Below are 22,676 nucleotides of genomic sequence, written 5' to 3'. Positions count from 1 at the left end.
GTCCGGATCAATTGGCATGGTCATCCATGCCGCCCGTTTCGCCGATGCCTTCCACGGCGAAGTCGACGGTGACGGTGCCGGCCTTCTCGAAGGTCAGCGTGGCTGGAAACGTCTCGCCTTGCTTCGGTTGCCGCTTTAAGCCGACGAACATCAGATGATAGCCGCCGGATGCCAGCGCGACCTTGCCGCCGGCCGGAATTTCAAGGCCGCCGCTGACCGGCCGCATGGTCATGACCCCATCCTTGACGCCCATTTCGTGCAGTTCGGCCTTGGCCGAAATTTCAGAGGAGATCGACAGCAGCCGGTCCGGCGAACTGCCGGTGTTGGTGATGGTGAAATAGCCGCCGGCCACTTTGGCGCCAGTTGGCGTGGCGCGCGACCAGGGATGCACGATCTCGAGGTCGCCAACCCTGAACTCATGCGCGAAAACGGCCTGGGCGCTGACGAACAGGAGGGCGAGGAGGAACACGGTGATGCCGAGTCGCTCCTCGAAGCTGTGCGGGAAGGACCTGTTGCGGCCGAACCGCGCGCGGAAAAAGTGAGACATGATAGCTCCAGAACTGAGAGATCGCGCCGGCAGCCGGTCGCGAACAGTTTCGATTTCGAATGAATGCGCTCGCCAAGGCTTCCGCAAGGCGATCTGGGACGGATCAGGCCGTCACTGGCGGCGCGCGCGGATTCGACGGAGAGCGGTCGCGGGCAAAGTCGAGATGCCTGAACGCCGGCAGCACAAAGGCGACGGTTTCGATGGAAAAGTCGCCGGCCACCGTGGCGGCAGCGGGTGGCGGCGCATAGGCAGCCGCGGCCACACCGCAGCCAAGCATGCAGCAAGCCGGCATGTGCTGCTGCGGATCGCCGCCTGGAAGCTGGGCCGCGCCCTCCTGGGTGCAGATGACATTGCCGAAAGCGTCGAGTTGCGAAGCATTCGGGCTTAAGCCGAGGGCGAATGCGCCAAGCGCCGACTGAAGCACGAGCAAGCAGGCCACGGCGAACGCGGCCGGCATGCTCCATCGTCTCCGCCGGATTGTCAAAGACCTGCCTCTTCACGCAGCAACGGCCAGATGTCTAGCACGGGCTCAGCAGGTGGAAAATCGCCAAATCACTGCTGCGGCAACGCGGCGCGATCGGGGCGCTGCTGGCCTTCCGGAATCGACGTCAGCAACGTGTGCCGTGCCGACTTCAGATGCTTGCGGCAGGCGGCGTCGACCATGCTTAGATCGCGCGATTTGAGCGCCGCGATATAGGCCAGATGCTCCGCGACCGCCACTTCGTTGCGCTCGCGCTCCTGCGCCTTGTTCCACTGGTAGTGATAGTGGAAGATCATGGCGATGACGTCGTAGAAATCGACGATGAAGCGATTGTGCGACGCGCGGTGAATCAGCCGGTGAAAGCGCTCGTCGAGCTCCGAGAATTCGTTGAAGCGCGTGGCGATCTCGCGCGCCAGCAGGCGATGCTCGTTTTCCAGCAGGTCGAGGTCGGCCCAGACCGGGCTGTCTTCCGGCAGGGCGGCGAAGGCGGCAGCCGAGCGCAATTCGAACATCTCGCGGATTTCGGTCAATTCCAGCGCGAAAGCGCGGGTAAAACCTTTCAGCACCCAATGGCTGTTGCGGCGTTTCTCGATCAGCCCGAAGCGGGAAAAGCGGATCAGGAACTCGCGCACGCTGGTGGTGCCGACGCCGATCTCGCGCGCCAGCTCGAGCTCGTTGATCTGCATGCCGGGCTCGGCGCCGCCGGCAAGCAGCCGCCGCATGAAGGAGCGCTCGATGATCTGCGACAACGTGTCGGTCTCTTCCTCGGGGAAAAAGTCGTCCGGCCGCGGCACGCGCAAAACCGTCTTGCTGCGTTTGTTCCAGGCGATCAGCCCCGTTTCTTCCATGCGCGCAAGGATGGTGCGGACCGTCGTGCGGCTGACGCCAAGCAGGGCGCCCAGTTCGGGCTCCGACGGCAGGCTTTTCGTTTCGTCGAGCAGCCGCAGACCGCGATTGTAGGCGTCCTTATAGACGTTATTGCTCTTCGACATCCCTGCCCCATTGCGCGCCGGCGCTTGCGGCGGCCGGCTTGAAGCGCGATATTGACAAACGTTCCTAGCGCGGGCCCCCAAAAAGCGGAATTGCTTTTCAGAAGTCAGCCTGGTTTCAGTGTCCGGTCCTCTGCGCATCCATAGGATACGCGCCGCGCTGTCACGAAAAAACAATTGACGCAAAACTGTTTTTTCACGATAAAAGACATTAACTGTTAACAGGCGCATGTCAATCCGCTTGCCCATCCCAGGAACACCCAGGAAACAGCCCGTGAACGCCGCAAACAGCATTCTTCTGTCTCCCGCCGACAATGTCGCGGTCGCCAATGGCCGCATCGAGATCGGCGCGGTGCTGCCGGGCGGCGCCGTCGCCACGGCGCTGATCGAACCCGGCCACAAGGTGGCGATCAAGCCGATCGCCGCCGGTGAAGCCGTGGTCAAATACGCCCAGGCGATCGGCCGCGCCACCCAGGACATCGCACCCGGCGAGCATGTTCATTCGCACAATCTGGTCTTCGAGTCCGGGCGTTTGCCGGTGGTGCCGCCGAGCGAAGCCGTGCACGCGACCGAGGCCGACCGCGCCCGCACCTTCATGGGCTACTGTCGTGCCGACGGCCGTGCCGGCACGCGCAACTTCATCGGCATTCTCGCCAGCGTCAATTGCTCGGCCACCGTTTGCCATGCCATCGCCGACGAGGCGAACCGCACGCTCCTGCCCAGATATCCCGGCATCGACGGCTTCGTTCCGATCGTCCACGGCCAGGGCTGCGGCATGAGCGCCACCGGCGACGGCATGATGGTGCTGCACCGCACGCTGGCCGGCTATGCCCGTCATCCGAATTTCGGCGGTGTGCTGATGGTCGGTCTCGGCTGCGAGGTCAACCAGCTCACCCTCTATGGCCAGAAGGGCGTCGCCGCGGGAAAACGCCATTTCAACATCCAGGAAGCCGGCGGTTCGCGCAAATCTGTCGAGAAGGCAATGGTCGTGCTGGCCGAGATCGCCGAGGAGGTCGGCAAGCTTGAGCGTGAGCCGATCCCGGTCAGCGAGATCGTCGTCGGCCTGCAATGCGGCGGCTCGGACGGCATGTCCGGCATCACCGCCAATCCGGCACTGGGCGCCGCCGTCGATATCCTGGCCGGCGTCGGCGGCATCGGCATCCTCTCCGAGACGACGGAAATCTACGGCGCCGAGCATCTGCTGGCCTACCGTGCGGCGAGCCCGGAGATCGCAGCCAAGCTGGACGGCTATGTGAAGTGGTGGGAAGACCATGTCGCCAAGCACGGCGCTTCCATCGACAACAATCCGTCGCCCGGCAACAAGCGCGGCGGCCTGACCACCATCCTGGAAAAGTCGCTGGGCGCGGTCGCCAAGGGCGGCCAGACGCCGCTCAACGGCGTCTTCGGCTATGCCGAGAAGGTCACCGGGCACGGCCTGGTGTTCATGGACACGCCCGGCTACGACCCGGTCTCCGCCACCGGCCAGGTCGCGGGCGGCGCCAACGTCATCGTCTTCACCACCGGCCGCGGCTCCTGTTTCGGCTGCCGGCCGACACCGTCGATCAAGGTCGCCAGCAACTCAACCATGTACCACGTGATGGAAGAGGACATGGACGTGAATTGCGGCGTCATCGCCTCGGGCGAAAAGACCATCGCCGGCATGGGCCGCGAGATCTTCGAACTGATCGTCGAGACGGCTTCCGGCCGCAAGACCAAGAGTGAGGAGTTCGGCTACGGCGACAACGAGTTCGTGCCCTGGCACCTCGGAGCGACCCTCTAGACCAGCCACTAACTGACTTAAGACATAGACGGGCCAGGCAAATGGCCGGTGGGAGGCTTTGCATGAAGAAACGCTGTGTTGGCAGCACTGCGCTGGAAATAACCGAGGTCAGCTTCGGCGGCGCGGCGGTCGGCGGCCTCTACCGAGCTTGCCCGCGCGAGGCGGCGATGCAGACGCTGCAGGTCGCCTGGGATGCCGGTTTGCGCTATTTCGATACGGCGCCCTTCTACGGCTTCGGCCTTTCGGAACGCCGCTTCGGCGATTTCCTGCGTGACAAGCCGCGGGACTCCTACGTGCTGTCGACCAAGGTCGGGCGCCTGTTGCGGCCGGTGCCGGAAGACCAGATTCCGGACCATTCCTATGTCGATCCGCTGCCCTTTGCGCTCGACTACGACTATTCCTACGACGGCATCATGCGTTCGGTCGAGTTCAGCTATGCGCGGCTTGGCCTCAATCGAATCGACATCCTGTTCGTCCACGACATCGGCGTCTACACGCATGGCGTCGAGAAAACGAAGCTGCATTTCCGCCAGTTTATGGATGGCGGGCTGAAGGCGCTGGAAGAGCTGAAGTCGTCCAGGGTCATTTCCGCCTACGGCCTTGGCGTCAACGAGGTGCAGATCTGTCTCGATGTCCTGCGCCAGGCGCCGCTCGACTGCATCCTGCTCGCCAGCCGCTACTCACTGCTCGACCGCACCGCCGAAGCCGAATTGCTGCCGCTTTGCCGGCAACTGCAAACCTCGCTGATCATCGGTGGCGTCTTCAATTCCGGCATCTTGGCGACCGGCCCGGTGCCGGGTGCGCATTTCGATTACCTGCCGGCCACCCAGGACATTCTTGACCGCGTCGGCGCCATGGAAAAGATCGCAACCGAGGGCGGCTACCCGCTTGCAGCGGCGGCGTTCCAGTTCCCGCTGCACGAGCCTGTGGTAGCTTCTGTGCTGACGGGCACCGCCAAACCGACCAACCTGGCGCGAAATCTCCAACTGCTCGACATCCAGGTGCCCGAAACCGACTTCGCCAAATATGATTCCTACACGGTCGTACAGAAACTCGGCTGATGACCTGCGGCCTTCGCCGGTTAACGGCGGACGGTGCGGTCAGGAGGCGTCACAATCGTACCCTGAAGAAAAGAATGAATATTCCATCTTGACTGGATGTTGGAATTAATATTCCATTCCTTTCGGAGAGGATCTGGAGGGTTTCCAATGAGGATCGGCACTCCCTTCCGGTAGAGGCATACGGAGGGCGTGCGAAACACCGCTTGCGTCGACCCAACCTATGCACTATCAAAATGCGGTAAATGTTTTTTATTGATAAAGTTCTGTTTGGGCAGCGCCTATCCAAACCGGGCTTCCGCAACATTCACCGGGCGACTTAGGGAGGAAGTCTAATGAAATTCGTGACCAGCATTCTCAACCGCCGCGCATTCGTGGCGCTCGCCGCCGCCTCGATGCTTGCCGGCGTGATGCATTCAGCGCCGGCTTCGGCGGCGGACGTAACCATTCCGATCATCGTCAAGGACACCACCTCTTTCTACTGGCAGATCGTCCTGGCCGGCGCCCGCAAGGCCGGCAAGGACCTCGGCGTCGACGTGCCGGAACTCGGCGCCCAGGCGGAGACCGACGTCAACGGCCAGATCTCGATCCTTGAAAACGCCGTCGCCGGCACCCCGGCTGCCGTCGTCATCGCGCCGACCGAAGCCAAGGCGCTCGGCAAGCCGATCGATGAGGCTGCCACCAAGGTCAAGATCATCGGCATCGACTCTGGCGCCGACTCCAAGGCCTTCACTTCGTTCCTGACCACAGACAATATCCAGGGCGGCCGCGTCGCCGCCGACGGGCTGGCGGCCGCGATCGCCGAAGCCAATGGCGGCAAGATCGAGGGCGACGTCGCCCTGATCACCGCGCTTCCGGGCGCTGGCTCGCTCGAACAGCGCGCCCAGGGCTTCAAGGAACAGCTAGCCGCCAAATATCCCGGCCTCAAGCTCATTGCCGACAAATACGCCGACGGCCAGGCCACGACCGGCCTCAACATCGCGACCGACCTGATCACCGCCAACCCGAACCTCAAGGGCATCTTCGCCTCCAACCTGATCATGGCGCAGGGCGTCGGTCAGGCGATCGCCGAGAACAGCCTGGCCGGCAAGGTCGGGCTGATCGGCTTCGACAGCGACGAGAAGCTGGTCAAGTTCCTCAATGACGGCGTCATTTCCGGCCTCGTCGTCCAGGACCCGTACCGGATGGGCTATGACGGCATCAAGACGGCGCTCGCTGCCTCGAAGGGCGAGAAGGTCGAGGCCAATGTCGACACCGGCGCCAACCTTGTCACCAAGGCCAATATGAAAGATCCGAAGATCGACGCGCTGCTCAATCCGAAGCTCGACTGAGCACCGGCATTGGCGCACCGTTTCCGGGGCTTTTTGCCCCGGAAACGACCTACACTCGTGCCACTTGTGAGGCCGATCTGGGAGGATTGTCATGACGTCGATGGCGCAGGAACTGCATCCCGCCCCAACGCTGGAACCGGGCAGGACGATCCTCGAACTCAAGGGACTGGAAAAGCAGTATCCCGGCACGCACGCTCTGAAGCCGATCAACCTTGCCTTCAAGGCCAGCGAAATCCACGCCATTGTCGGCGAGAACGGTGCCGGCAAATCCACCCTGATCAAGCTTCTGACCGGCGTCATGCCGCGCACCTCCGGCGACGTCATCTGGGAGGGCAAGCCCGCCGCATTGGCGACGCCGCATGAGGCGATGGCGCTCGGCATCAATGCCGTGCATCAGGAGGTCGTTCTGTGCCGCCATCTCACTGTCGCGGCCAACATGTTCCTCGGCGAGGAGGATTCCCGTTTCGGCATCCTGCAGCAGCGGGCCATGGTCAGGGAAGCGCAGAAGATCATCGACGATCTCGGCTTCGATCTGCCGGCGCATGTCGTGCTGGGTGACCTGACCATAGGCCAGCAGCAACTGATCGCCGCCGCCCGCGCCACCGTGCGCGGCACCAAGTTCCTGATCTTCGACGAACCGACTGCCTATCTCACCCGCAAGGAAGCCGACCAGCTGTTCACGCTAATCCGCCGGCTGAAGGGCGAAGGCGTCACCATCATCTACATCAGCCACCGCATGGAAGAGGTGTTCGAGCTCGCCGACCGCGTCTCGGTGCTGCGCGACGGCACGCTTGTCGGCACCCGGAACATCGCCGAGACCAACGACGCCGAGCTGGTCAAGATGATGATCAACCGCTCGATCGAGCAAGTCTATCACAAGGAGCATTTTACCCCGGGCGCGACGCTCCTCGAAGCCAGAAATCTTTCCGGCAAGGGCTTCGAAAATGTCTCGATGACGGTCCGTGCCGGAGAAATCGTCGGGCTCTACGGCCTGATCGGCGCCGGGCGCAGCGAGTTCGTCACCACGCTCTACGGCCGTCATCGCAAGTCGGCCGGCCAGATCCTCTGGGAGGGCAAGGAGGTTCAGGTCAACTCCGAGCATGACGCAATCAGGCTCGGCATGGCGCTGGCGCCGGAAAGCCGCCGTGACCAGGGCCTCTGCCTTAACCTGCCGGTCGGCCTCAATCTCAATCTGCCGATCTACAAGCGCATCTCCAGCAATCTGCTGATCTCCAGCGCACAGGAGAAGGCCGAAGCGGATCGCCAGATCGCTAATCTCAGGATCAAGACGCCGACGCGCAACGCGCTCGCCTCCAGCCTGTCCGGCGGCAACCAGCAGAAGATCGTCATCGGCAAATGGCTGGCGCACGGCGCCAAGCTGTTCATCTTCGACGAGCCGACAGTTGGCGTCGATGTCGGCACCAAGGCCGAGATTTACCGCCTGTTCAGTGCGCTTTTGTCCAATGGCGCCGGCATCATCCTGATCTCGTCCTATCTGCCCGAGGTCTATGAACTGGCCGACACGCTGCATGTGTTCCGGCGCGGCAAACTGGTGGCCACTCATGGTTTCCACACTGCCGACCATGAGGAGATCCTCACCCAGGCGCTGGCCGAGAAACAAGAAAAACCGGGAGGACAGATATGAGCACCGAGGCGATACCGGCCGAAAGGCCGAAACGCAACTACAACGCCCTGTTCGGGCTGACACTGCTGGCGCTGCTGGTATTATTGTGGGTCATCCTGTCGGTGGCGACGGCGAGCTTCGCCTCCGCCAACAACATCTCGAACCTGCTGCGGCAAGGTTCGATGATCGCCATCCTGGCGGTTGGCCAGACCTTCGTCATCATCACCGGCGGCATCGACCTTTCCGTCGGCGCCGTGGTCGGCTTCGCCACCGTCATCGCGGCGATGTTGATCAATGCCGGCGTGCCGATTTTCCTCGCCATCCTGATCACCTTGCTGGTCGGCGTCGCCATCGGCCTGTTCCACGGTTTCGGCATTGTCAAGATGGGCCTGCCGCCCTTCATCATCACACTGGCGACACTGACCTCGCTTCGCGGCATCGGCCTCTTGATGACCAACGGCAACTCGATCTCGATCAACAACGATGCCTTCCAGACATTTTCGCGCAGTTCCTTCGCCGGCATCCCCAATCTGTTCTGGATGGTGATCCTCGTCGGTATCCCGGCGTATGTCTTCCTGCATCACAGCCGCTGGGGCCGGTATCTGTTCTCGGTCGGCTCCAACGCCGAGGCCTCGCGTCTGTCCGGCGTCAACGTCCAGCGCACCATCTACATGGCCTACACGCTATCGGGCCTCTGTGCGGCTTTTGTCGGCGTGCTGCTCGCGTCGCGCATCGGCATCGGCAATCCGACACAGGCCGAGGGCTGGGAGTTGCAGGCGATCGCCTCGTCGGTGATCGGCGGCACTTCATTGTTCGGCGCCGTCGGCTCGGTGCACGGACCGCTGCTCGGCGCCTTCATCCTCGCCACCATCAACAACGGCGCCAATCTCTTGAACGTCAATGCCTTCTGGCAGCGCATCATTACCGGCGTGCTGATCATCGTCATCGTCTATTTCGACGGACTGCGCCGCCGCGGCAAGTAGACCATCTTAACAACCGCCGGCTCGCGTTAGCGGGCCAGCGGTTCCATGAACCGACTGGATCAAAGCATGAAAGCCGTCGTCTGCCGTTCGCCCGGTGAGCTTGTTGTGGAAGACCGCCCGGCGCCGGGCACTCCGCCCTCTGGCTGGGCATTGGTCGCGGTCAGTCATGTCGGCATCTGCGGCACCGACTATCACATCTTCGAGGGCAAGCATCCGTTCCTCGCCTATCCCCGCATCATGGGCCACGAGGTCTCCGGCACCGTGATCGAGGCTGGCGAAGGCGTCGATCTGGCCGTCGGCGAACCGGTGATCATCAACCCGTATCTCGCCTGCGGCAAATGCATCGCCTGCCGCCAAGGCAAGCCGAATTGCTGCGTCAGGATCGAGGTGCTCGGCGTCCACCGCGACGGCGCCATGTGCGAACGGATCCTGGTGCCGGCGCAAAATCTCTATCCGGCCAACGGCCTGTCGCTGGCCGACGCCGCCGCCGTCGAATTCCTGGCGATCGGGGCGCACGCCGTGCGGCGCTCGCTGGCTGATCCCGGCGCGCGCACGCTGGTCATCGGCGCCGGGCCGATCGGCCTCGGCACGGCGCTATTTGCCCGTATCGCCGGTCTCGACGTGACGCTGCTCGACATGAGTGCCGAGAGGCTGGGCTTCGCCGCAAGCGAACTCGGCTTCGCCACCCTCGACGGTTCGCAGCAGTCTGCGACCGACCTGGTGCGCGAGGCGACCGGCGGCGAAGGTTTTGACGTGATTTTCGATGCCACCGGCAACACCCAGTCCGTCCAGTCGGCCTTCGCCCATGTCGCGCATGGCGGGACGCTGGTCCTGGTCAGCGTCGTCAAGGACGACATCGTCTTTTCCGATCCTGAATTCCACAAGCGCGAGATGACGCTGATCGGCAGCCGCAACGCGCTGCGCGCCGACTTCGACCATGTCGCCGCCTCGATCCGCGACGGTGCTGTTCCGCTGGCAAAGCTCGTCACCCATCGCACGACGCTTGGCGACACACCGCGCGACCTCGCCCGCTGGGCGCATGAGAAATCCGGCCTGATCAAGGCTGTCATCCAGGTCGGATGAGATGTCGGTCTGGCACGAAAAATTCGGCGGGCGATATTGCAGGATTGGCAGAGCGCATGCCTTGGCGATTAGCCGAAACATCCATCACTTCGTCATCCTATGGCGGAGCAAAGGAGCGAAGCGACGCGGCGAAGACCATAGGATCCATGCCGTTACATACGAGCGTTGCAGCAGTACAGAACGACCTCTGTCTTGCGCCGTCTTTACTCTTCGCGCGAGGTCACGGCATGGATCCTTGGGTCTTCGCGACGGAGCTGCGCTCCTGCTTCGCCCAAGGATGACGACGTTGAAGGCTAATCGTTCACCGACAGCCTCAGCTCCACGCGCTCCGCTGAAAAGCGCGACTCCGCAAACTGGATCGGCTGGCCGTCCGGCGTGACGTTGACGGCGACCGTGACCAGCACGATGGCGCCGGGCTGCAGATCGAGATCGGCAAGGTCGGTGGCGTCCGCGTGGCGGGCCGACAACACCGTCGATTGCCTGAGATAGTCAGCGATGCCGAAACGCTGGAGTGAGGCGGTCACCGATCCGGTTTCGGCCATGGCGGCATCGATGCCGGCGAAGCGTCCCGCATCAAACCAGCCGGTGGCACGCGAGACCGGTTGCCCATCGGCTTCGCCGCGTGTCTCGAGGCGTATGACAGTCGAACCCTTGGCGAGCCCCAGCCCTTCGGCGACGCGCCGGCTGGCCGGCTCGACCGCCGATTCGAGCAGCACGCTGCGACGCTCCGACGCCTGCCCTTGCAAGCCCTCCGAAAACCGGGTGCGCGCGCCGATCGGATAGGACAGGCGCTTGCGCGACAGCACGAAGGTGCCGCGCCCCTGTTCGGCCCGGAGCACGCCATCCTGCACCAGTGCTGCGATGGCGCTGCGCACCGTATGGCGGTTGACGCTATAGCGCTCGGCCAGTGCAACTTCCGGTGGCAGCGCAGCATTCTCGGCAAAGTCGCCGACGGCGATCGAATGCAGGATCTGCTCGGCGATCTGCCGCCACAGCGAGACGCCGCTGCGCCGCTCCAAGCTGCTGGCCATCTGCTGACCGATCATCTCTTTGCCCCGGGCTTTTTCGCCGTGTCATCCATCCGTCATGGACAGGCTTTAGAGAATAGGTATAATTTGTATAATTGTCTACATCATTATACAAATTGGAACGAGAAGGAACGGCGCCATGCGAGAACAGGAAGCGCGCGATCAGCAGCTTGAGCGCAAGGCCATCATGGCGACGCTGGCGCAATCGACCGGCGACGATATCGTCCGTCTCTGGAACGAAGCCGGCCTGCCTTCGCAAGCAGAACTCCTGCGCGGCCCCGAAACCGGCCTGGTCACCGTGCGTGGCCGCATCGGCGGCGGCGGCGCGCCATTCAACGTCGGCGAGGCGACGGTCACCCGCGCCACCGTCCGGCTCACATCCGGGCAGGTCGGCCACTGCTACGCGCTCGGCCGTGACAAGCAGAAAGCAAAACTGGCGGCGATCGCCGACGCGCTCTGGCAGGATCCCACCCGCCGCTACGAGGTCGAGACCAAACTCATTGCGCCGCTGCAGGCCGCACTGGCCAGCGCACGTGAACGGCGGCGCGCCGAGACGGCGGCAACGAAGGTCGATTTCTTCACCATGGTGCGCGGAGAAGACTGATGGACATCGCAACGCAAGCGATCGAGGGCGGCTTTTCCGATCCGGTGTTCGACGCCCAGACAGTGTTCCGCGCCGTGATGGATGCGATGGCGCGGCCAGGCACCCTGCAGCCCACGCCGATCTTTGCCCGCCCGCCGGCGCCACTGTCGGCCACCGCGGGCGCCATCGCGCTGGCGCTGTGCGACAACGACACGCCGCTCTGGCTCGATCTCGCTTTGCAGGCCCCGGCAGCGGTAAAATCCTGGCTTGGTTTCCACACCGGCGCGCCGCTGGCCAACACGCCGGCCGATGCGCATTTCGCGCTGATCGCCACGCCGGCCGAGATGATGGCGCTCGACGGCTTTTCACAAGGCACCCAGGACTATCCCGACCGCTCGACGACGCTGATCCTGCAGGTGAGCGATCTCGTCTCGGGCGCCCCTCTGCTGCTCGAAGGTCCTGGCATCGAAAGAACCGCGACAATCGCGCCGGCGCAGATGCCGCGCCACTTCGTCGAACAATGGAAGCAGAACAATCAGCGTTTTCCCCGTGGTGTCGACATTATCCTCGCCGCCCCGGAAGGCGTTGCCTGCCTGCCGCGCACGACGCGCATCAAGACCATGGAGGCGTGATATGTATGTCGCAGTAAAAGGCGGTGAAGCGGCCATTGCCAACGCCCACGCCCTGCTTGCCGACCGCCGCCGCGGCGACCGTTCCGTGCCGGCGCTCCGCCTCGACCAGATCGTCGAGCAGTTGGCGCTCGGCGTCGACCGGGTGATGAGCGAAGGTTCGCTCTACGACCGTGAATTGGCGGCGCTGGCCATCGTTCAGGCGCGCGGCGACATGATCGAGGCGATCTTCCTGGTTCGCGCCTATCGCACCACGCTGCCACGCTTCGGCTACACCAGGGCGATCGACACCGGCGCGATGCTGGTCGAGCGGCGCGTGTCGGCGACCTACAAGGATCTTCCCGGCGGCCAGCTGCTCGGCCCGACTTTCGACTACACCCACCGGCTGCTCGATCCCGAGCTTGCGGCCGGCGGCGATGTCGCCGAGCCGCTGCAGCGCGCCAGCGAGGCGGAAGCCATGCCGCGCGTCTCCGCCATCCTCGCCCGCGAAGGCCTGATCGAACCCGATGGTGACATGCCGCAGGACCATGTCCCCGGCGATATCACCCGCGAGCCGCTGGAATTCCCGATGGCGCGCGACATCCGCCTGCAGGCGCTGTCACGCGGCGATGAGGGTTTTTTGCTGGCGCTCGGCTATTCCACCCAGCGCGGCTATGCCCGCAACCATCCGTTCGTCGGCGAGGTTCGCATCGGCGAGGTCGAGCTGGAACTCGACGTGCCGGAGCTGCCATTCGCCGTACCGCTGGGTACTGCGCGTGTCACCGAGTGCCAGATGGTCAACCAGTTCAAGGGCTCGGCCAAGGCGCCGCCGCAATTCACCCGCGGCTACGGCCTCGTCTTCGGCCAGAGCGAGCGCAAGGCGATGGCCATGGCGCTATGCGACCGCGCGCTTCGTGCAACCGAATTCGGCGAAGATGTCGTCGCCGCTGCCCAGGACGAAGAATTCGTCATCTCGCATTCCGACAATGTCCAGGCGACCGGTTTCGTCGAGCACCTCAAGCTGCCGCACTATGTCGACTTCCAGGCAGAGCTCGACCTGGTGCGCCGCATGCGCGCCGAGCATTACGCCCGCGAGAACGGCAAGATGGAAGAAAAAAGGGAGGCCGCGGAATGACCGCGCGACCAGCTGACATCGCCAGCTACAACTTCGCCTATCTCGACGAGCAGACCAAGCGGATGATCCGCCGCGCGATCCTCAAGGGCATCGCCATTCCCGGCTATCAGGTGCCGTTCGCCTCGCGCGAGATGCCGATGCCCTATGGCTGGGGCACCGGCGGCGTCCAGGTCACCGCATCGATCATCGGGCCCGACGACGTGCTGAAGGTCATCGACCAGGGAGCCGACGACACCACCAATGCCGTCTCGATCCGTGCCTTCTTCAAGAAGGTCGCCAATGTCGCCGTAACCACAGAGACGGCCAAGGCGACCATTATCCAGACCCGCCACCGCATCCCCGAGCACCCGCTGACCGCAGGCCAGGTGCTGGTCTATCAGGTGCCGATTCCCGAGCCGCTGCGCTTCCTCGAGCCGCGCGAGACGGAAACGCGGAAAATGCATGCGCTGGAAGAATACGGCCTCATGCATGTAAAACTCTACGAAGATATCGCCAGGCACGGCCGCATCGCCACCACCTACGCCTATCCGGTCAAGGTCGAGGGCCGCTATGTGATGGATCCCTCGCCGACGCCGAAGTTCGACAATCCGAAGATGCACCGTTCGCCGGCTCTGCAACTATTCGGCGCGGGCCGCGAGAAGCGCATCTATGCGCTGCCGCCCTTTACCGAAGTGGTCAGCCTCGACTTCGAGGACCATCCGTTCGAGGTGCAGACCTTCGACCAGCCCTGCGCGCTGTGCGCGGCCGAAAACGTCTATCTCGACGAGGTCATCCTCGACGACCATGGCGGCCACATGTTCGTCTGCTCCGACACCGATCATTGCGAGAAACGGCGCGAACAAGGCCATCGCGGCCACCTTGCGGCCGAAACCCCTCCTGCCCTGGAAAAAAGGGAGCCGGCGCAATGACCGACGAACCACTGCTGCGCGTTTCAGCGCTGTCCAAATTCTACGGCTCGCGCGTTGGTTGCGAGAACGTGACCTTCGACCTGTGGCCGGGCGAGGTGCTGGCGGTGGTCGGCGAATCCGGTTCCGGCAAGACGACGCTGCTCAACTGCCTCTCGACCAGATTGCTGCCGAGTTCTGGCACCGCCAGCTACCGTATGCGCGACGGCCAGTTCCGCGAGCTCTACCGCATGAGCGAGGCCGAGCGCCGTTTTCTGATGCGCACCGACTGGGGCTTCGTCCACCAGAACCCTGCCGACGGACTGCGCATGACGGTGTCGGCCGGCGCCAATGTCGGCGAGCGGCTGATGGCGGTGGGTGACCGCCACTATGGAAAAATCCGCGCTACCGCCGTCGACTGGCTATCGCGCGTCGAGATCGACGAGGACCGCATCGACGACGAACCACGCGCCTTTTCCGGCGGCATGCGCCAGCGCCTGCAGATCGCCCGCAACCTCGTCACCGGGCCGCCGCTGGTGTTCATGGACGAGCCGACCGGCGGCCTCGACGTTTCCGTGCAGGCGCGCCTGCTCGATCTGTTGCGCGGCCTGGTCACCGATCTCGGCCTCGCTGCCATCGTCGTCACCCACGATCTTGCGGTGGCACGTCTGCTGTCGCAGCGCATGATGGTGATGAAGGACGGCCGCGTCGTCGAAAGCGGCCTCACCGACCGCGTGCTCGACGACCCGCGCGCGCCCTACACCCAGCTTCTCGTTTCCTCGATATTGCAGGTGTGAAGATGATTGTTCCGGGTGTTGGCCCGCAAACGAATGGCGAATGGAGCACCTTCTGATGGCAACCCCGCTCGTCGTCTCCGATGTCGCCAAGAGCTTCACCATGCATCTGCGCGACGGCATCAAACTGCCTGTCGTCACCGGCGTGTCGTTCTCGATCAGGAGCGGCGAATGTGCCGTGCTCGGCGGCCCGTCCGGTGCCGGCAAGAGCTCGATCCTGAAGATGCTCTACGGCAACTATGCCGTCGATGCAGGCCAGATCATCGTCCAGCACGAGGACGGGCTCATCGATCTCGCGACGGCCAGCCCGCGCACCGTGCTTGCCGTGCGCCGGCTCACGATCGGCTATGTCAGCCAGTTCCTGCGCACCGTGCCGCGCGTCTCGGCGCTGGATGTCGTCGCCGAACCGCTGGTCGAGCGCGGCGAGGACCGTGAGGTCGCGCGCGGCAAGGCGCGCGCCTTGCTGGCGCAACTCAACCTGCCGGAAAAGCTCTGGATGCTGCCGCCGGCGACCTTTTCCGGCGGCGAACAACAGCGCGTCAACATCGCGCGCGGCTTTATCACCGAGCACCCGATCCTGCTGCTCGACGAGCCGACCGCTTCGCTCGACGCCAGGAACCGCGACGTGGTGATTGCGCTGATCGCGGCCAAGAAGGCGGCGGGCGTCGCCCTGCTCGGCATCTTCCACGACCACGACGTGAGCGAGGCAGTGGCCGACCGCGTCATCGACGTGACCGCTTTTGCCGCCGGAAAAATCGCCGCGTGACCCGAAAACTGTCGGAAACGCCGCTGGTCCACGAAACGGCGGAAGTCGAGAACTCGACGCTCGGTCGCTGGACCGAGATCGCCGAACGCTGCCGGGTTTCGGAGAGCACGATCGGCGACTATTCCTACATGATGCAGGACTGCAGCGCCTGGTGCGCGACGATCGGCAAATTCGCCAACATCGCCGCCAGCGTGCGCATCAACGCCACCAACCATCCGACCTGGCGGCCAACGCTGCACCATTTCACCTATCGTGCCTCGGACTATTGGGACGACGCCGAGCACGAGAGCGAATTCTTTGCCCAGCGCCGTGCCAGGCGCGTCACCATCGGCCACGACACCTGGCTTGGCCACGGCTCGACCATCCTGCCCAGCGTCACCATAGGCGATGGCGCGGCGGTCGGCGCCGGCGCCGTGGTGTCGAAGGACGTCGCGCCCTACACCATCGTCGGCGGCGTGCCGGCCAAACCGATCCGCGAACGTTTCGACCGCCGCACGGTGGAACGCTATCAGGCACTCGCCTGGTGGGATTGGGACCACGCCCAACTACGCGCCGCGCTCGACGATTTCCGCGCGCTTGCGGCGGAAGCGTTTCTGGAAAAATATGGCGGCTAACGTCCCTTGCTCAACGCTGTCGCCTTTTAATTGACGATTGCCGGGCAAAAAGTCGTAAGAAAAAAACGTAAGGATTGGCATGATCAGACGATGGGTAGGATTTTGCCTGGTTGCGCTGGTGACTCTCTTGCCTCAACAAGCGCCTGCCAACCAGGTGCCGAAGATGGATCCTCGCGGCGCGGTCCTTTGCATCTGGATGATCTATGCATCAATCCACGCGATCGGTGAAAACTGCGCTCCGAAGCAAGATCGTGATTTTCTCGACTTCCTTCAGTCAGGGATCGACCGCATGAACGCCTTCATCATCAGGAACTCGGACACCACGCAAGCTGCGCTGGACGAACGGCAGAACCAGATCCGTGCGCGCCAAGCTCAACGCGGCACCGCCTCTTGTGAGCTGGAGGGCGAGAGCATGGCACTCTACAATTCGCTCAAGTCTGTCGATCCCAGCCAGAGCACCGCCAACATGGACAAGTTGCTCGAAGTCGATCGCGAGCCCTTGTTAAACCCCTGTCTTTGAAGGTTCCTTTCATATGCATGACACATGACTCGGACAGGAGGCGGTCTTCCCTGGAGATCGCCATGCTTCACTCCGTGAAACCTTCGCTAGCCGGATTTTTGCCGGCTCTAACCCGAACCCTCCCGTGCATCTCGGCAAGCGCTCCAACAGCGCATACAATTTGCTCGTCGAGCCCGGCAAACTGTCGTCTGCCATACATTCTCGAGGACCCCCTGGTCCTGGGTTGACAGCGCGTCGCCTCTGCACCTGTGGACGGTAACAAAACTGACATCAATCCGACACCGCGGTTTCATGCGGCTGCGCTAGCGAAGGTTAACGGACCTTCGAAACGCGACTGGACTGGAACTTGCCTATGTCAGCAACCTCAGCCACGCTCGAGATCCGCGGTGTCACCCGCCGGTTTGGCAGGAACACCGCCGTCAGCAATGTCGACATCTTGATCCCGCACGGGCAGATGGTCGGCATCATCGGCCGCTCGGGCGCCGGCAAGTCGACGCTTTTGCGGATGATCAACCGCCTTATCGATCCGAGCCAGGGCTCGATTTTCTTTGACGGCGCCGAAGTTTCCAACCTGCGCGGTTCGCTGCTCAGGCGGTGGCAGCGCGATTGCGCCATGATCTTTCAGCAATTCAACCTGGTGCCGCGTCTCGACGTGCTGACCAATGTGCTGCTCGGCCGGCTCAATCACCGCTCGACCCTTGTCAATCTGCTCGGTGTCTTCTCCCGCGAGGAACGGGCCGAGGCGATCGCGGCGCTCGAGCGTCTCGACATCGCCCGCACGGCGCTGCAACCGACCGGCACGTTGTCCGGCGGCCAGCAGCAGCGCGTTGCGATTGCCCGCGCCATGATGCAGCAGCCGAAAGTCATCCTCGCCGACGAGCCGATCGCCTCGCTCGACCCGCTCAACGCCAAAGTGGTGATGGATTCGCTGCAGGACATCAATCTGCGCGAGGGCCTCACCGTCGTCACCAATCTGCACACGCTGGATACCGCGCGCACCTATTGCAACCGCATCATCGGCATGGCCGCCGGCAAGGTCGTGTTCGACGGCCCACCCGAAGAGCTCAACCGCGAGGCTGTGCGCATGGTCTACGGCGCCGACAGCAATGGCGGCGAAATCTCCGAGGCCATCACCTCGACCAGCGTCACCATCAAGCAAAAAATCGCCGCATCCACCGGACCGCTCGAGCCCGCATTTCCAGGCTACTAGTTCCATGATCCCGGAAAGTGGATACCGGTATACGAAAGGTCATGGACAACCGAAGAGCGCCTGGATCGCCAGCCCGCGTCAAGGGCGCTGTCAAAATTCGAACGCTGCCGGCGCGATGCCGGAACCAACAGGAGAGACGCGAAATGTTTAGAAAGATAGTCTTCGGTGCCGTTTCCATCCTCGCCATGGCGGTGGGCACGGTCCAGGCACAGGACCTGAAGGAGTTCCGCGTCGGCATTCTGGGCGGCGAGAACGAAGCCGACCGTCTGCGCAATTACCAGTGCTTCGCCGACCACATCAAAGAAGTCCTCGGCGTCGAGAAAGTTTCGCTGTTCCCGGCCGCCGATTACGACGGCGTCACCCAGGGCCTGCTCGGCGGCACGCTTGACTTTGCCGAACTGGGCGCTTCCGGCTACGCCAAGATCTATCTCGAAAACAAGGACGCGGTTCAGCCGATCCTGACGACGGTCCAGACCGACGGTTCGACCGGCTACCATTCGGTCATGGTTGCCCGTGCTGATTCCGGCATCAAGACGCTCGCCGACATGAAGGGCAAGAAACTCGGTTTCGCCGATCCCGATTCGACTTCTGGTTACCTGATCCCGGTCACTTCACTGCCCAAGGACATCGGCATGGACGTGAAGAGCTATTTCGCGTCGACCGGTTTCGGCGGCGGCCATGAACAGCTTGTCCTTGAAGTCCTGAAGGGTACGTTCGATGCCGGCACCACCTGGGCCTCCGGCGTCGGCGACTTCAAGGACGGCTACAGCTCGGGCAATCTGCGCAAGATGGTAGACAAGGGCGTCCTCAAGATGGATGACCTCGTCGAATTGTGGCAGTCGCCGCTGATCCCGAACGGCCCGCTGGTCGTGCGTACGTCGATCGACGTCGGCGCCAAGCAGAAGATCACCGACTTCCTGACCAAGCTTCCGGAAACCGATCCGGCCTGTTTCTCGGCGATACAAGGCGGCGATTACAAGGGCTATTCGCCGGTTACCCCGGAATTCTATCAGGCAATCATCGACGCCCGTAAGGCGAAGATCGGCTCGTAAAGCAAGCTGCCAAAACGCCGCCGGGGCCATGAGCCGCCGGCGGCGTTGCCGCATCAGGGGCCGGGGATCTATCGATGAGTGCGACCGACGTTTACCGCGCGCCTGCCCTTTCCCCGGAGGGAGCCACCGTCGAGCGGCACTGGCGCGACCTCGCCGCTCGCCGGCGCCTTTACACGATCGGAGGCCTGGTTTTCCTATTTCTTGCACTCTCTGGCTCGCTCTGGTTCGCCAACGAAACCAACGCCGGAAAGTTCTTCGACCGCCTTCCCTACGTCGCCGACTTTTTCGCCGAGTTGAAGCCACGCGACTGGTTCGACCCGGTGCGCGCGCTGTTCGACCTGCCGTCCCCCTATGACGATGGCAGCCTCAAGTTCGACTACCCAGAAGGCCGGGTCTATCTGACCCAAAGCATCTACATTCCGGAGTATTTCCACCGGATGATCGAGACGCTGAACATCGCCCTGTTTTCAACGCTGGTAGGCGCCACATTCGGTTTCCTGCTCTGCTTCCTAGCTGCAGGCAATATCACGGCCAGCCGCTGGCTCCGTTTCGCCACGCGCCGCTTCCTTGAAATTGTCCGCGCCTTTCCGGAAATTGTCATTGCCGGTTTTTTTCTGGCGATCTTCTCGCTAGGACCCATTCCGGCGATCATTGCGGTCAGCATCCATACCGTCGGCGCGCTCGGAAAAATGTTCTTCGAAGTGGTCGAGAATGCCGACATGAAGCCTGAAGAAGGTCTGCGCGCCGTTGGCGCCAACTGGGTGGAGCGGGTGTGGTTCGGCATCGTGCCCCAGGTCCTGCCCAATCTCATGAGCTATTTCCTGCTCCGCTTCGAGATCAATGTGCGCGCTTCGACCATTCTCGGCGCCGTCGGCGCCGGCGGCATCGGTGAATCGCTGCGTCTTTCGATCGGCCGAGGCCATGAGGCCAAGACCATCGCCATCGTCTTCCTGCTGTTCTGCACGATTGTCGCCGTCGACCAGTTTTCGGCATGGCTGAGACATCGTCTTGTCGGTCGGCAGGCGTTCGCATACGGGCGCGGAGAGTAAGCGAATGAACGCCGATGCCATCAACGACATCGCCATTCGCCATCCGGATGCGTTCCGGCGCTCCCTATGGAAGCGCTACGCCGCCCCGATCGGCATCCTTCTTTGCATTCTCTACACCTTCTATTGCGCGTGGTTCTTCTCGATCGCCAGCGTTCTTGAAAAGGCGAACTGGAACCTTGCCGGCGCGTATCTCGCCGACTGGGTGTCTTACGAAATCCGGCCCGACATCGAATTCAAGGACAATTATCTGACGATCGATTACTCCCGCTTTTCCAAACTGGGATCCAATCCAGATCCCGACTGGGTGGCCAAGCAGATGGGTGTGATCGAGCGCCGGGTCGACGCAGCACCAGCACCGGCAATCGCGACCAACAAGTCGTCGCAGGATTCGTTTATGGCGCCTGGCGCGCCAACCGCCGAGAGCCCAACCGCCCCGTCAAACCAACCCGCTCCGGCTGTGCCTGAAACGGTGCGCGAAAACGCCGTCGTGGCGGCGACCGTCGTTCTTGGCAATGGCCGGATCGCCATCACGCCAAACCTCGTCACAGTGACGCGCGGCGCCGAAAGCGTCATCTTCGACATCGCCAAGGACAGTTCCGTCACGCCGCGCACACCGCTGCCTGACTGGATCGAGCAACGCAGGCCAGGCTCGACAGCCTATGTCTCGTTCGGATTTCTCGGCCGCGCTGAGGTGCAAAGTGACGAAGTGGTCGCCTGGAGACGTTTCTTCGGCTGGGCCAATTTCGTGTTCGACACGAATTCGCCATTCTGGGGAAAGCCGTTCGGCGAGGTCGCTTCACTGGTCGTTTCCGGGGCACGCATCGACCCGTCGCGGTCAAACGCAGCGCTCGCCTGGGATAACGTCCTCAACAACGCCGAATGGCAGCACGGTGACGTCTGGCTGAAACTTTTGCAAACCATCGTCATGGCTTTTGTCGGCACTGTGCTGGCCTCGATCGTCGCCTTTCCGCTCGCCTTCCTGGCTGCGCGCAACGTCACGCCGAGCCGGATAGCCAACCAGCTAACAAAGCGCTTTTTCGATTTCCAGCGCTCGGTCGACATGCTGATCTGGGCGCTGTTCTTCACGCGCGGCTTCGGTCCGGGGCCGCTGGCCGGCATGTCGGCGATCTTCTTCACCGACACCGGAACCCTGGGCAAACTCTATTCCGAGGCGCTGGAAAACATCGACGACAAGCAGCGCGAGGGCATCCGCTCGGTTGGCGCCACGCCGGCAATGGTGCAGCGCTACGGCGTGCTGCCCCAGGTTCTGCCGGTGTTCCTCAGCCAATCCCTCTATTTCTGGGAATCGAACACCCGGTCAGCGACGATCATCGGTGCTGTCGGCGCCGGCGGCATCGGCCTGAAATTGTGGGAGGCCATGCGCACCAACACCAACTGGGCCAATGTTTTCTACATGGTTCTGCTGATTCTGCTCGTCGTCTTCATCTTCGACAACATCTCCAGCTATCTCCGCCGCAAGCTGATGGGGACCGTCGCAACAGCAACGATGAGCGGCGCGTTTCCGCCCGTCCGGCGGCAGCTCAGATCGCCTGAGAGGAAGGCTGCGTCCTAGGCTCCGGCCCTCTTCCAGCCGCTCTTGATGTGCTTGTAGCCGTCGCGGTAGACGGCTTCCGGGCTTTCCGAAAAATCGCGCCACACCTTGGTAGCCGCCGCCAAATCTTTCAGCGAGCGGCCGAAGGCCTCGATCGTCAGCCAGTCGTCATAGCCGCTCTTGCGGATCGCCGAAAACGTCTCTTGCCACGGAATGTGACCGCGCCCAGGCACGCCGCGATTATTCTCCGAAATATGGATATGGACGATATTTTTGCGGTGGCGCGTATAGGCGCCGATCGGGTCGGCCTCCTCGATATTGGCGTGGAAAGTGTCGTACATCGCCTTGATATGCGGCCGGTCGATCGCGTCGACATGCTCCGACAGATCGTCCATCGTGTTGAGCAGATAGCATTCGAAGCGGTTGAGCGCCTCCAGCCCGATGGTGACGTTTTTCTTGCCGGCATGGTCGCCGATGGCGCGTTGCGAGGCAACGGAGCGCTTCTTCTCCGCCGCCGTCGGCCCACTGCCGGAGAAGGCGCCGAGCGTCGAATGCAGCGGGCCGCTCAGCGTTTTGGCGCCAAGCGCTTGTGTGCAGTCGATCGCCCATTTCATATAGTCGATGCCGGCCTTGCGCGTTGAGGCATCGGCCGAGATCAAATTCATCGCCGGATCGCCCATCGCCGAAACGGCGGTGCGCTCCAGTCCGATGCGGTCGAGCAGTTCACCGAGCTTCTTGTAGTCGTCCGGCGTGCCGGAGAAGATCGGTATCTCGACGCCATCGAAGCCGGTCGCCTTGATATCCCTAAGCAGTGGCTCGTGTCTCTTCGACACGGCCGTCGTCCACAAGAACATGCACATGCCGATTTTCATCGACGCCCCTCCCCATTTGACGGACGGCTGGCTCCTCCGCCGACTTCGCCATAAGCCCCCTTGTATCTGCACGGAAGGTTTTTTGTGCGATGGAAGCGACTGTGCCTCGGGTCGGATGGCCATCCGGCCCGAG

23 protein-coding genes are annotated in these 22,676 nt (G+C 62.9%); 18 read left to right on the top strand and 5 right to left on the bottom strand.

Annotated features, from left to right (window positions below; translation table 11 throughout):
* Positions 1-7: 7 nt before the first annotated feature.
* The 3 genes from AC0L3L_RS32465 to AC0L3L_RS32455 form a co-directional block, all read right to left on the bottom strand.
* The gene (locus tag AC0L3L_RS32465; protein WP_473641283.1) at positions 8-547 is read right to left on the bottom strand and encodes a copper chaperone PCu(A)C; all 540 of its coding nucleotides are present in this window, start codon (positions 545-547) and stop codon (positions 8-10) included.
* Positions 548-650: 103 nt separating this feature from the next.
* Positions 651-1,004: a DUF2946 family protein gene (locus AC0L3L_RS32460; RefSeq protein ID WP_473641281.1), complete on the bottom strand. Its 354-nt coding sequence runs from the start codon at positions 1,002-1,004 to the stop codon at positions 651-653.
* Positions 1,005-1,099: 95 nt separating this feature from the next.
* Positions 1,100-2,020: a GntR family transcriptional regulator gene (locus AC0L3L_RS32455; RefSeq protein ID WP_473641279.1), complete on the bottom strand. Its 921-nt coding sequence runs from the start codon at positions 2,018-2,020 to the stop codon at positions 1,100-1,102.
* Positions 2,021-2,291: 271 nt separating this feature from the next.
* Here AC0L3L_RS32455 and AC0L3L_RS32450 point away from each other — a divergent pair, with 271 nt between their 5' ends.
* The 6 genes from AC0L3L_RS32450 to AC0L3L_RS32425 all read left to right on the top strand — a co-directional run bounded on the left by AC0L3L_RS32450 (position 2,292) and on the right by AC0L3L_RS32425 (position 9,876).
* Positions 2,292-3,797, top strand: coding sequence for a UxaA family hydrolase (locus tag AC0L3L_RS32450; protein ID WP_473641277.1), 1,506 nt, complete (start codon positions 2,292-2,294; stop codon positions 3,795-3,797).
* Between the two features lie 62 nt (positions 3,798-3,859).
* The gene (locus tag AC0L3L_RS32445; RefSeq protein ID WP_473641275.1) at positions 3,860-4,858 is read left to right on the top strand and encodes an aldo/keto reductase; all 999 of its coding nucleotides are present in this window, start codon (positions 3,860-3,862) and stop codon (positions 4,856-4,858) included.
* 332 nt (positions 4,859-5,190) lie between these two features.
* The gene (locus AC0L3L_RS32440; protein ID WP_292209167.1) at positions 5,191-6,186 is read left to right on the top strand and encodes an ABC transporter substrate-binding protein; all 996 of its coding nucleotides are present in this window, start codon (positions 5,191-5,193) and stop codon (positions 6,184-6,186) included.
* 91 nt (positions 6,187-6,277) lie between these two features.
* A complete protein-coding gene (locus tag AC0L3L_RS32435; RefSeq protein WP_473641273.1) occupies positions 6,278-7,831 on the top strand; it encodes a sugar ABC transporter ATP-binding protein in 1,554 nt (517 codons plus the stop codon).
* Positions 7,828-8,793 carry an ABC transporter permease gene (locus tag AC0L3L_RS32430; RefSeq protein ID WP_473641271.1) on the top strand — a complete coding sequence of 322 codons (966 nt, stop codon included), beginning with the start codon at positions 7,828-7,830 and terminating at the stop codon, positions 8,791-8,793. The genes AC0L3L_RS32435 and AC0L3L_RS32430 overlap by 4 nt, the downstream gene beginning before the upstream one ends.
* Positions 8,794-8,859: 66 nt before the next feature.
* Positions 8,860-9,876: a zinc-binding alcohol dehydrogenase family protein gene (locus AC0L3L_RS32425; RefSeq protein ID WP_473641269.1), complete on the top strand. Its 1,017-nt coding sequence runs from the start codon at positions 8,860-8,862 to the stop codon at positions 9,874-9,876.
* A gap of 293 nt (positions 9,877-10,169) precedes the next feature.
* Here AC0L3L_RS32425 and phnF read toward each other — a convergent pair whose 3' ends face one another.
* Complete coding sequence (phnF, locus tag AC0L3L_RS32420) at positions 10,170-10,922, bottom strand: phosphonate metabolism transcriptional regulator PhnF (RefSeq protein ID WP_473641267.1); 753 nt, start codon at positions 10,920-10,922, stop codon at positions 10,170-10,172.
* 121 nt (positions 10,923-11,043) lie between these two features.
* Between phnF and phnG the strand changes: the two genes are divergently transcribed.
* The 12 genes from phnG (at position 11,044) to phnE (AC0L3L_RS32360) (ending at position 21,692) form a co-directional block, all read left to right on the top strand.
* Positions 11,044-11,508, top strand: a complete 465-nt coding sequence (gene phnG, locus AC0L3L_RS32415; RefSeq protein ID WP_473641265.1) for a phosphonate C-P lyase system protein PhnG — start codon at positions 11,044-11,046, stop codon at positions 11,506-11,508.
* Entirely contained in the window at positions 11,508-12,119 is a 612-nt protein-coding gene (phnH, locus tag AC0L3L_RS32410; RefSeq protein ID WP_473641263.1) for a phosphonate C-P lyase system protein PhnH, read from the top strand. Before phnG ends, phnH begins: the two co-directional genes overlap by 1 nt.
* A 1-nt stretch (position 12,120) precedes the next feature.
* The gene (locus AC0L3L_RS32405; RefSeq protein WP_473641261.1) at positions 12,121-13,230 is read left to right on the top strand and encodes a carbon-phosphorus lyase complex subunit; all 1,110 of its coding nucleotides are present in this window, start codon (positions 12,121-12,123) and stop codon (positions 13,228-13,230) included.
* The gene (locus AC0L3L_RS32400; RefSeq protein WP_473641259.1) at positions 13,227-14,138 is read left to right on the top strand and encodes an alpha-D-ribose 1-methylphosphonate 5-phosphate C-P-lyase PhnJ; all 912 of its coding nucleotides are present in this window, start codon (positions 13,227-13,229) and stop codon (positions 14,136-14,138) included. The genes AC0L3L_RS32405 and AC0L3L_RS32400 overlap by 4 nt, the downstream gene beginning before the upstream one ends.
* Positions 14,135-14,911 (top strand): phosphonate C-P lyase system protein PhnK, encoded by a 777-nt coding sequence (phnK, locus tag AC0L3L_RS32395; protein WP_473641257.1) that lies wholly within the window; start codon positions 14,135-14,137, stop codon positions 14,909-14,911. Before AC0L3L_RS32400 ends, phnK begins: the two co-directional genes overlap by 4 nt.
* Positions 14,912-14,966: 55 nt before the next feature.
* On the top strand, positions 14,967-15,674 hold the full coding sequence (gene phnL, locus AC0L3L_RS32390; RefSeq protein WP_473641256.1) for a phosphonate C-P lyase system protein PhnL: 708 nt from the start codon (positions 14,967-14,969) through the stop codon (positions 15,672-15,674).
* On the top strand, positions 15,671-16,288 hold the full coding sequence (locus AC0L3L_RS32385; protein ID WP_473641254.1) for a DapH/DapD/GlmU-related protein: 618 nt from the start codon (positions 15,671-15,673) through the stop codon (positions 16,286-16,288). The genes phnL and AC0L3L_RS32385 overlap by 4 nt, the downstream gene beginning before the upstream one ends.
* Before the next feature lie 79 nt (positions 16,289-16,367).
* On the top strand, positions 16,368-16,808 hold the full coding sequence (locus AC0L3L_RS32380) for a hypothetical protein (protein WP_473487832.1): 441 nt from the start codon (positions 16,368-16,370) through the stop codon (positions 16,806-16,808).
* A 352-nt stretch (positions 16,809-17,160) separates the two neighbouring features.
* Positions 17,161-18,018 carry a phosphonate ABC transporter ATP-binding protein gene (gene phnC / locus AC0L3L_RS32375; protein WP_473641252.1) on the top strand — a complete coding sequence of 286 codons (858 nt, stop codon included), beginning with the start codon at positions 17,161-17,163 and terminating at the stop codon, positions 18,016-18,018.
* Between the two features lie 143 nt (positions 18,019-18,161).
* Complete coding sequence (gene phnD / locus AC0L3L_RS32370) at positions 18,162-19,070, top strand: phosphonate ABC transporter substrate-binding protein (protein ID WP_473641250.1); 909 nt, start codon at positions 18,162-18,164, stop codon at positions 19,068-19,070.
* A gap of 74 nt (positions 19,071-19,144) precedes the next feature.
* Positions 19,145-20,119: a phosphonate ABC transporter, permease protein PhnE gene (gene phnE / locus AC0L3L_RS32365; protein WP_473487829.1), complete on the top strand. Its 975-nt coding sequence runs from the start codon at positions 19,145-19,147 to the stop codon at positions 20,117-20,119.
* A gap of 4 nt (positions 20,120-20,123) precedes the next feature.
* Positions 20,124-21,692: a phosphonate ABC transporter, permease protein PhnE gene (gene phnE / locus AC0L3L_RS32360; protein WP_473641248.1), complete on the top strand. Its 1,569-nt coding sequence runs from the start codon at positions 20,124-20,126 to the stop codon at positions 21,690-21,692.
* On the opposite strand, the gene AC0L3L_RS32355 is transcribed toward phnE (AC0L3L_RS32360), so the two are convergent.
* A complete protein-coding gene (locus tag AC0L3L_RS32355; RefSeq protein ID WP_473641246.1) occupies positions 21,689-22,543 on the bottom strand; it encodes a sugar phosphate isomerase/epimerase family protein in 855 nt (284 codons plus the stop codon). The genes phnE (AC0L3L_RS32360) and AC0L3L_RS32355 overlap by 4 nt on opposite strands.
* Positions 22,544-22,676 lie beyond the last annotated feature (133 nt).

This window comes from Mesorhizobium sp. WSM4849 (genome assembly GCF_055811385.1).
The sequence above is the reverse complement of the archived record's forward strand: the minus strand, read 5'-3'. Positions and strand labels throughout refer to the sequence as shown.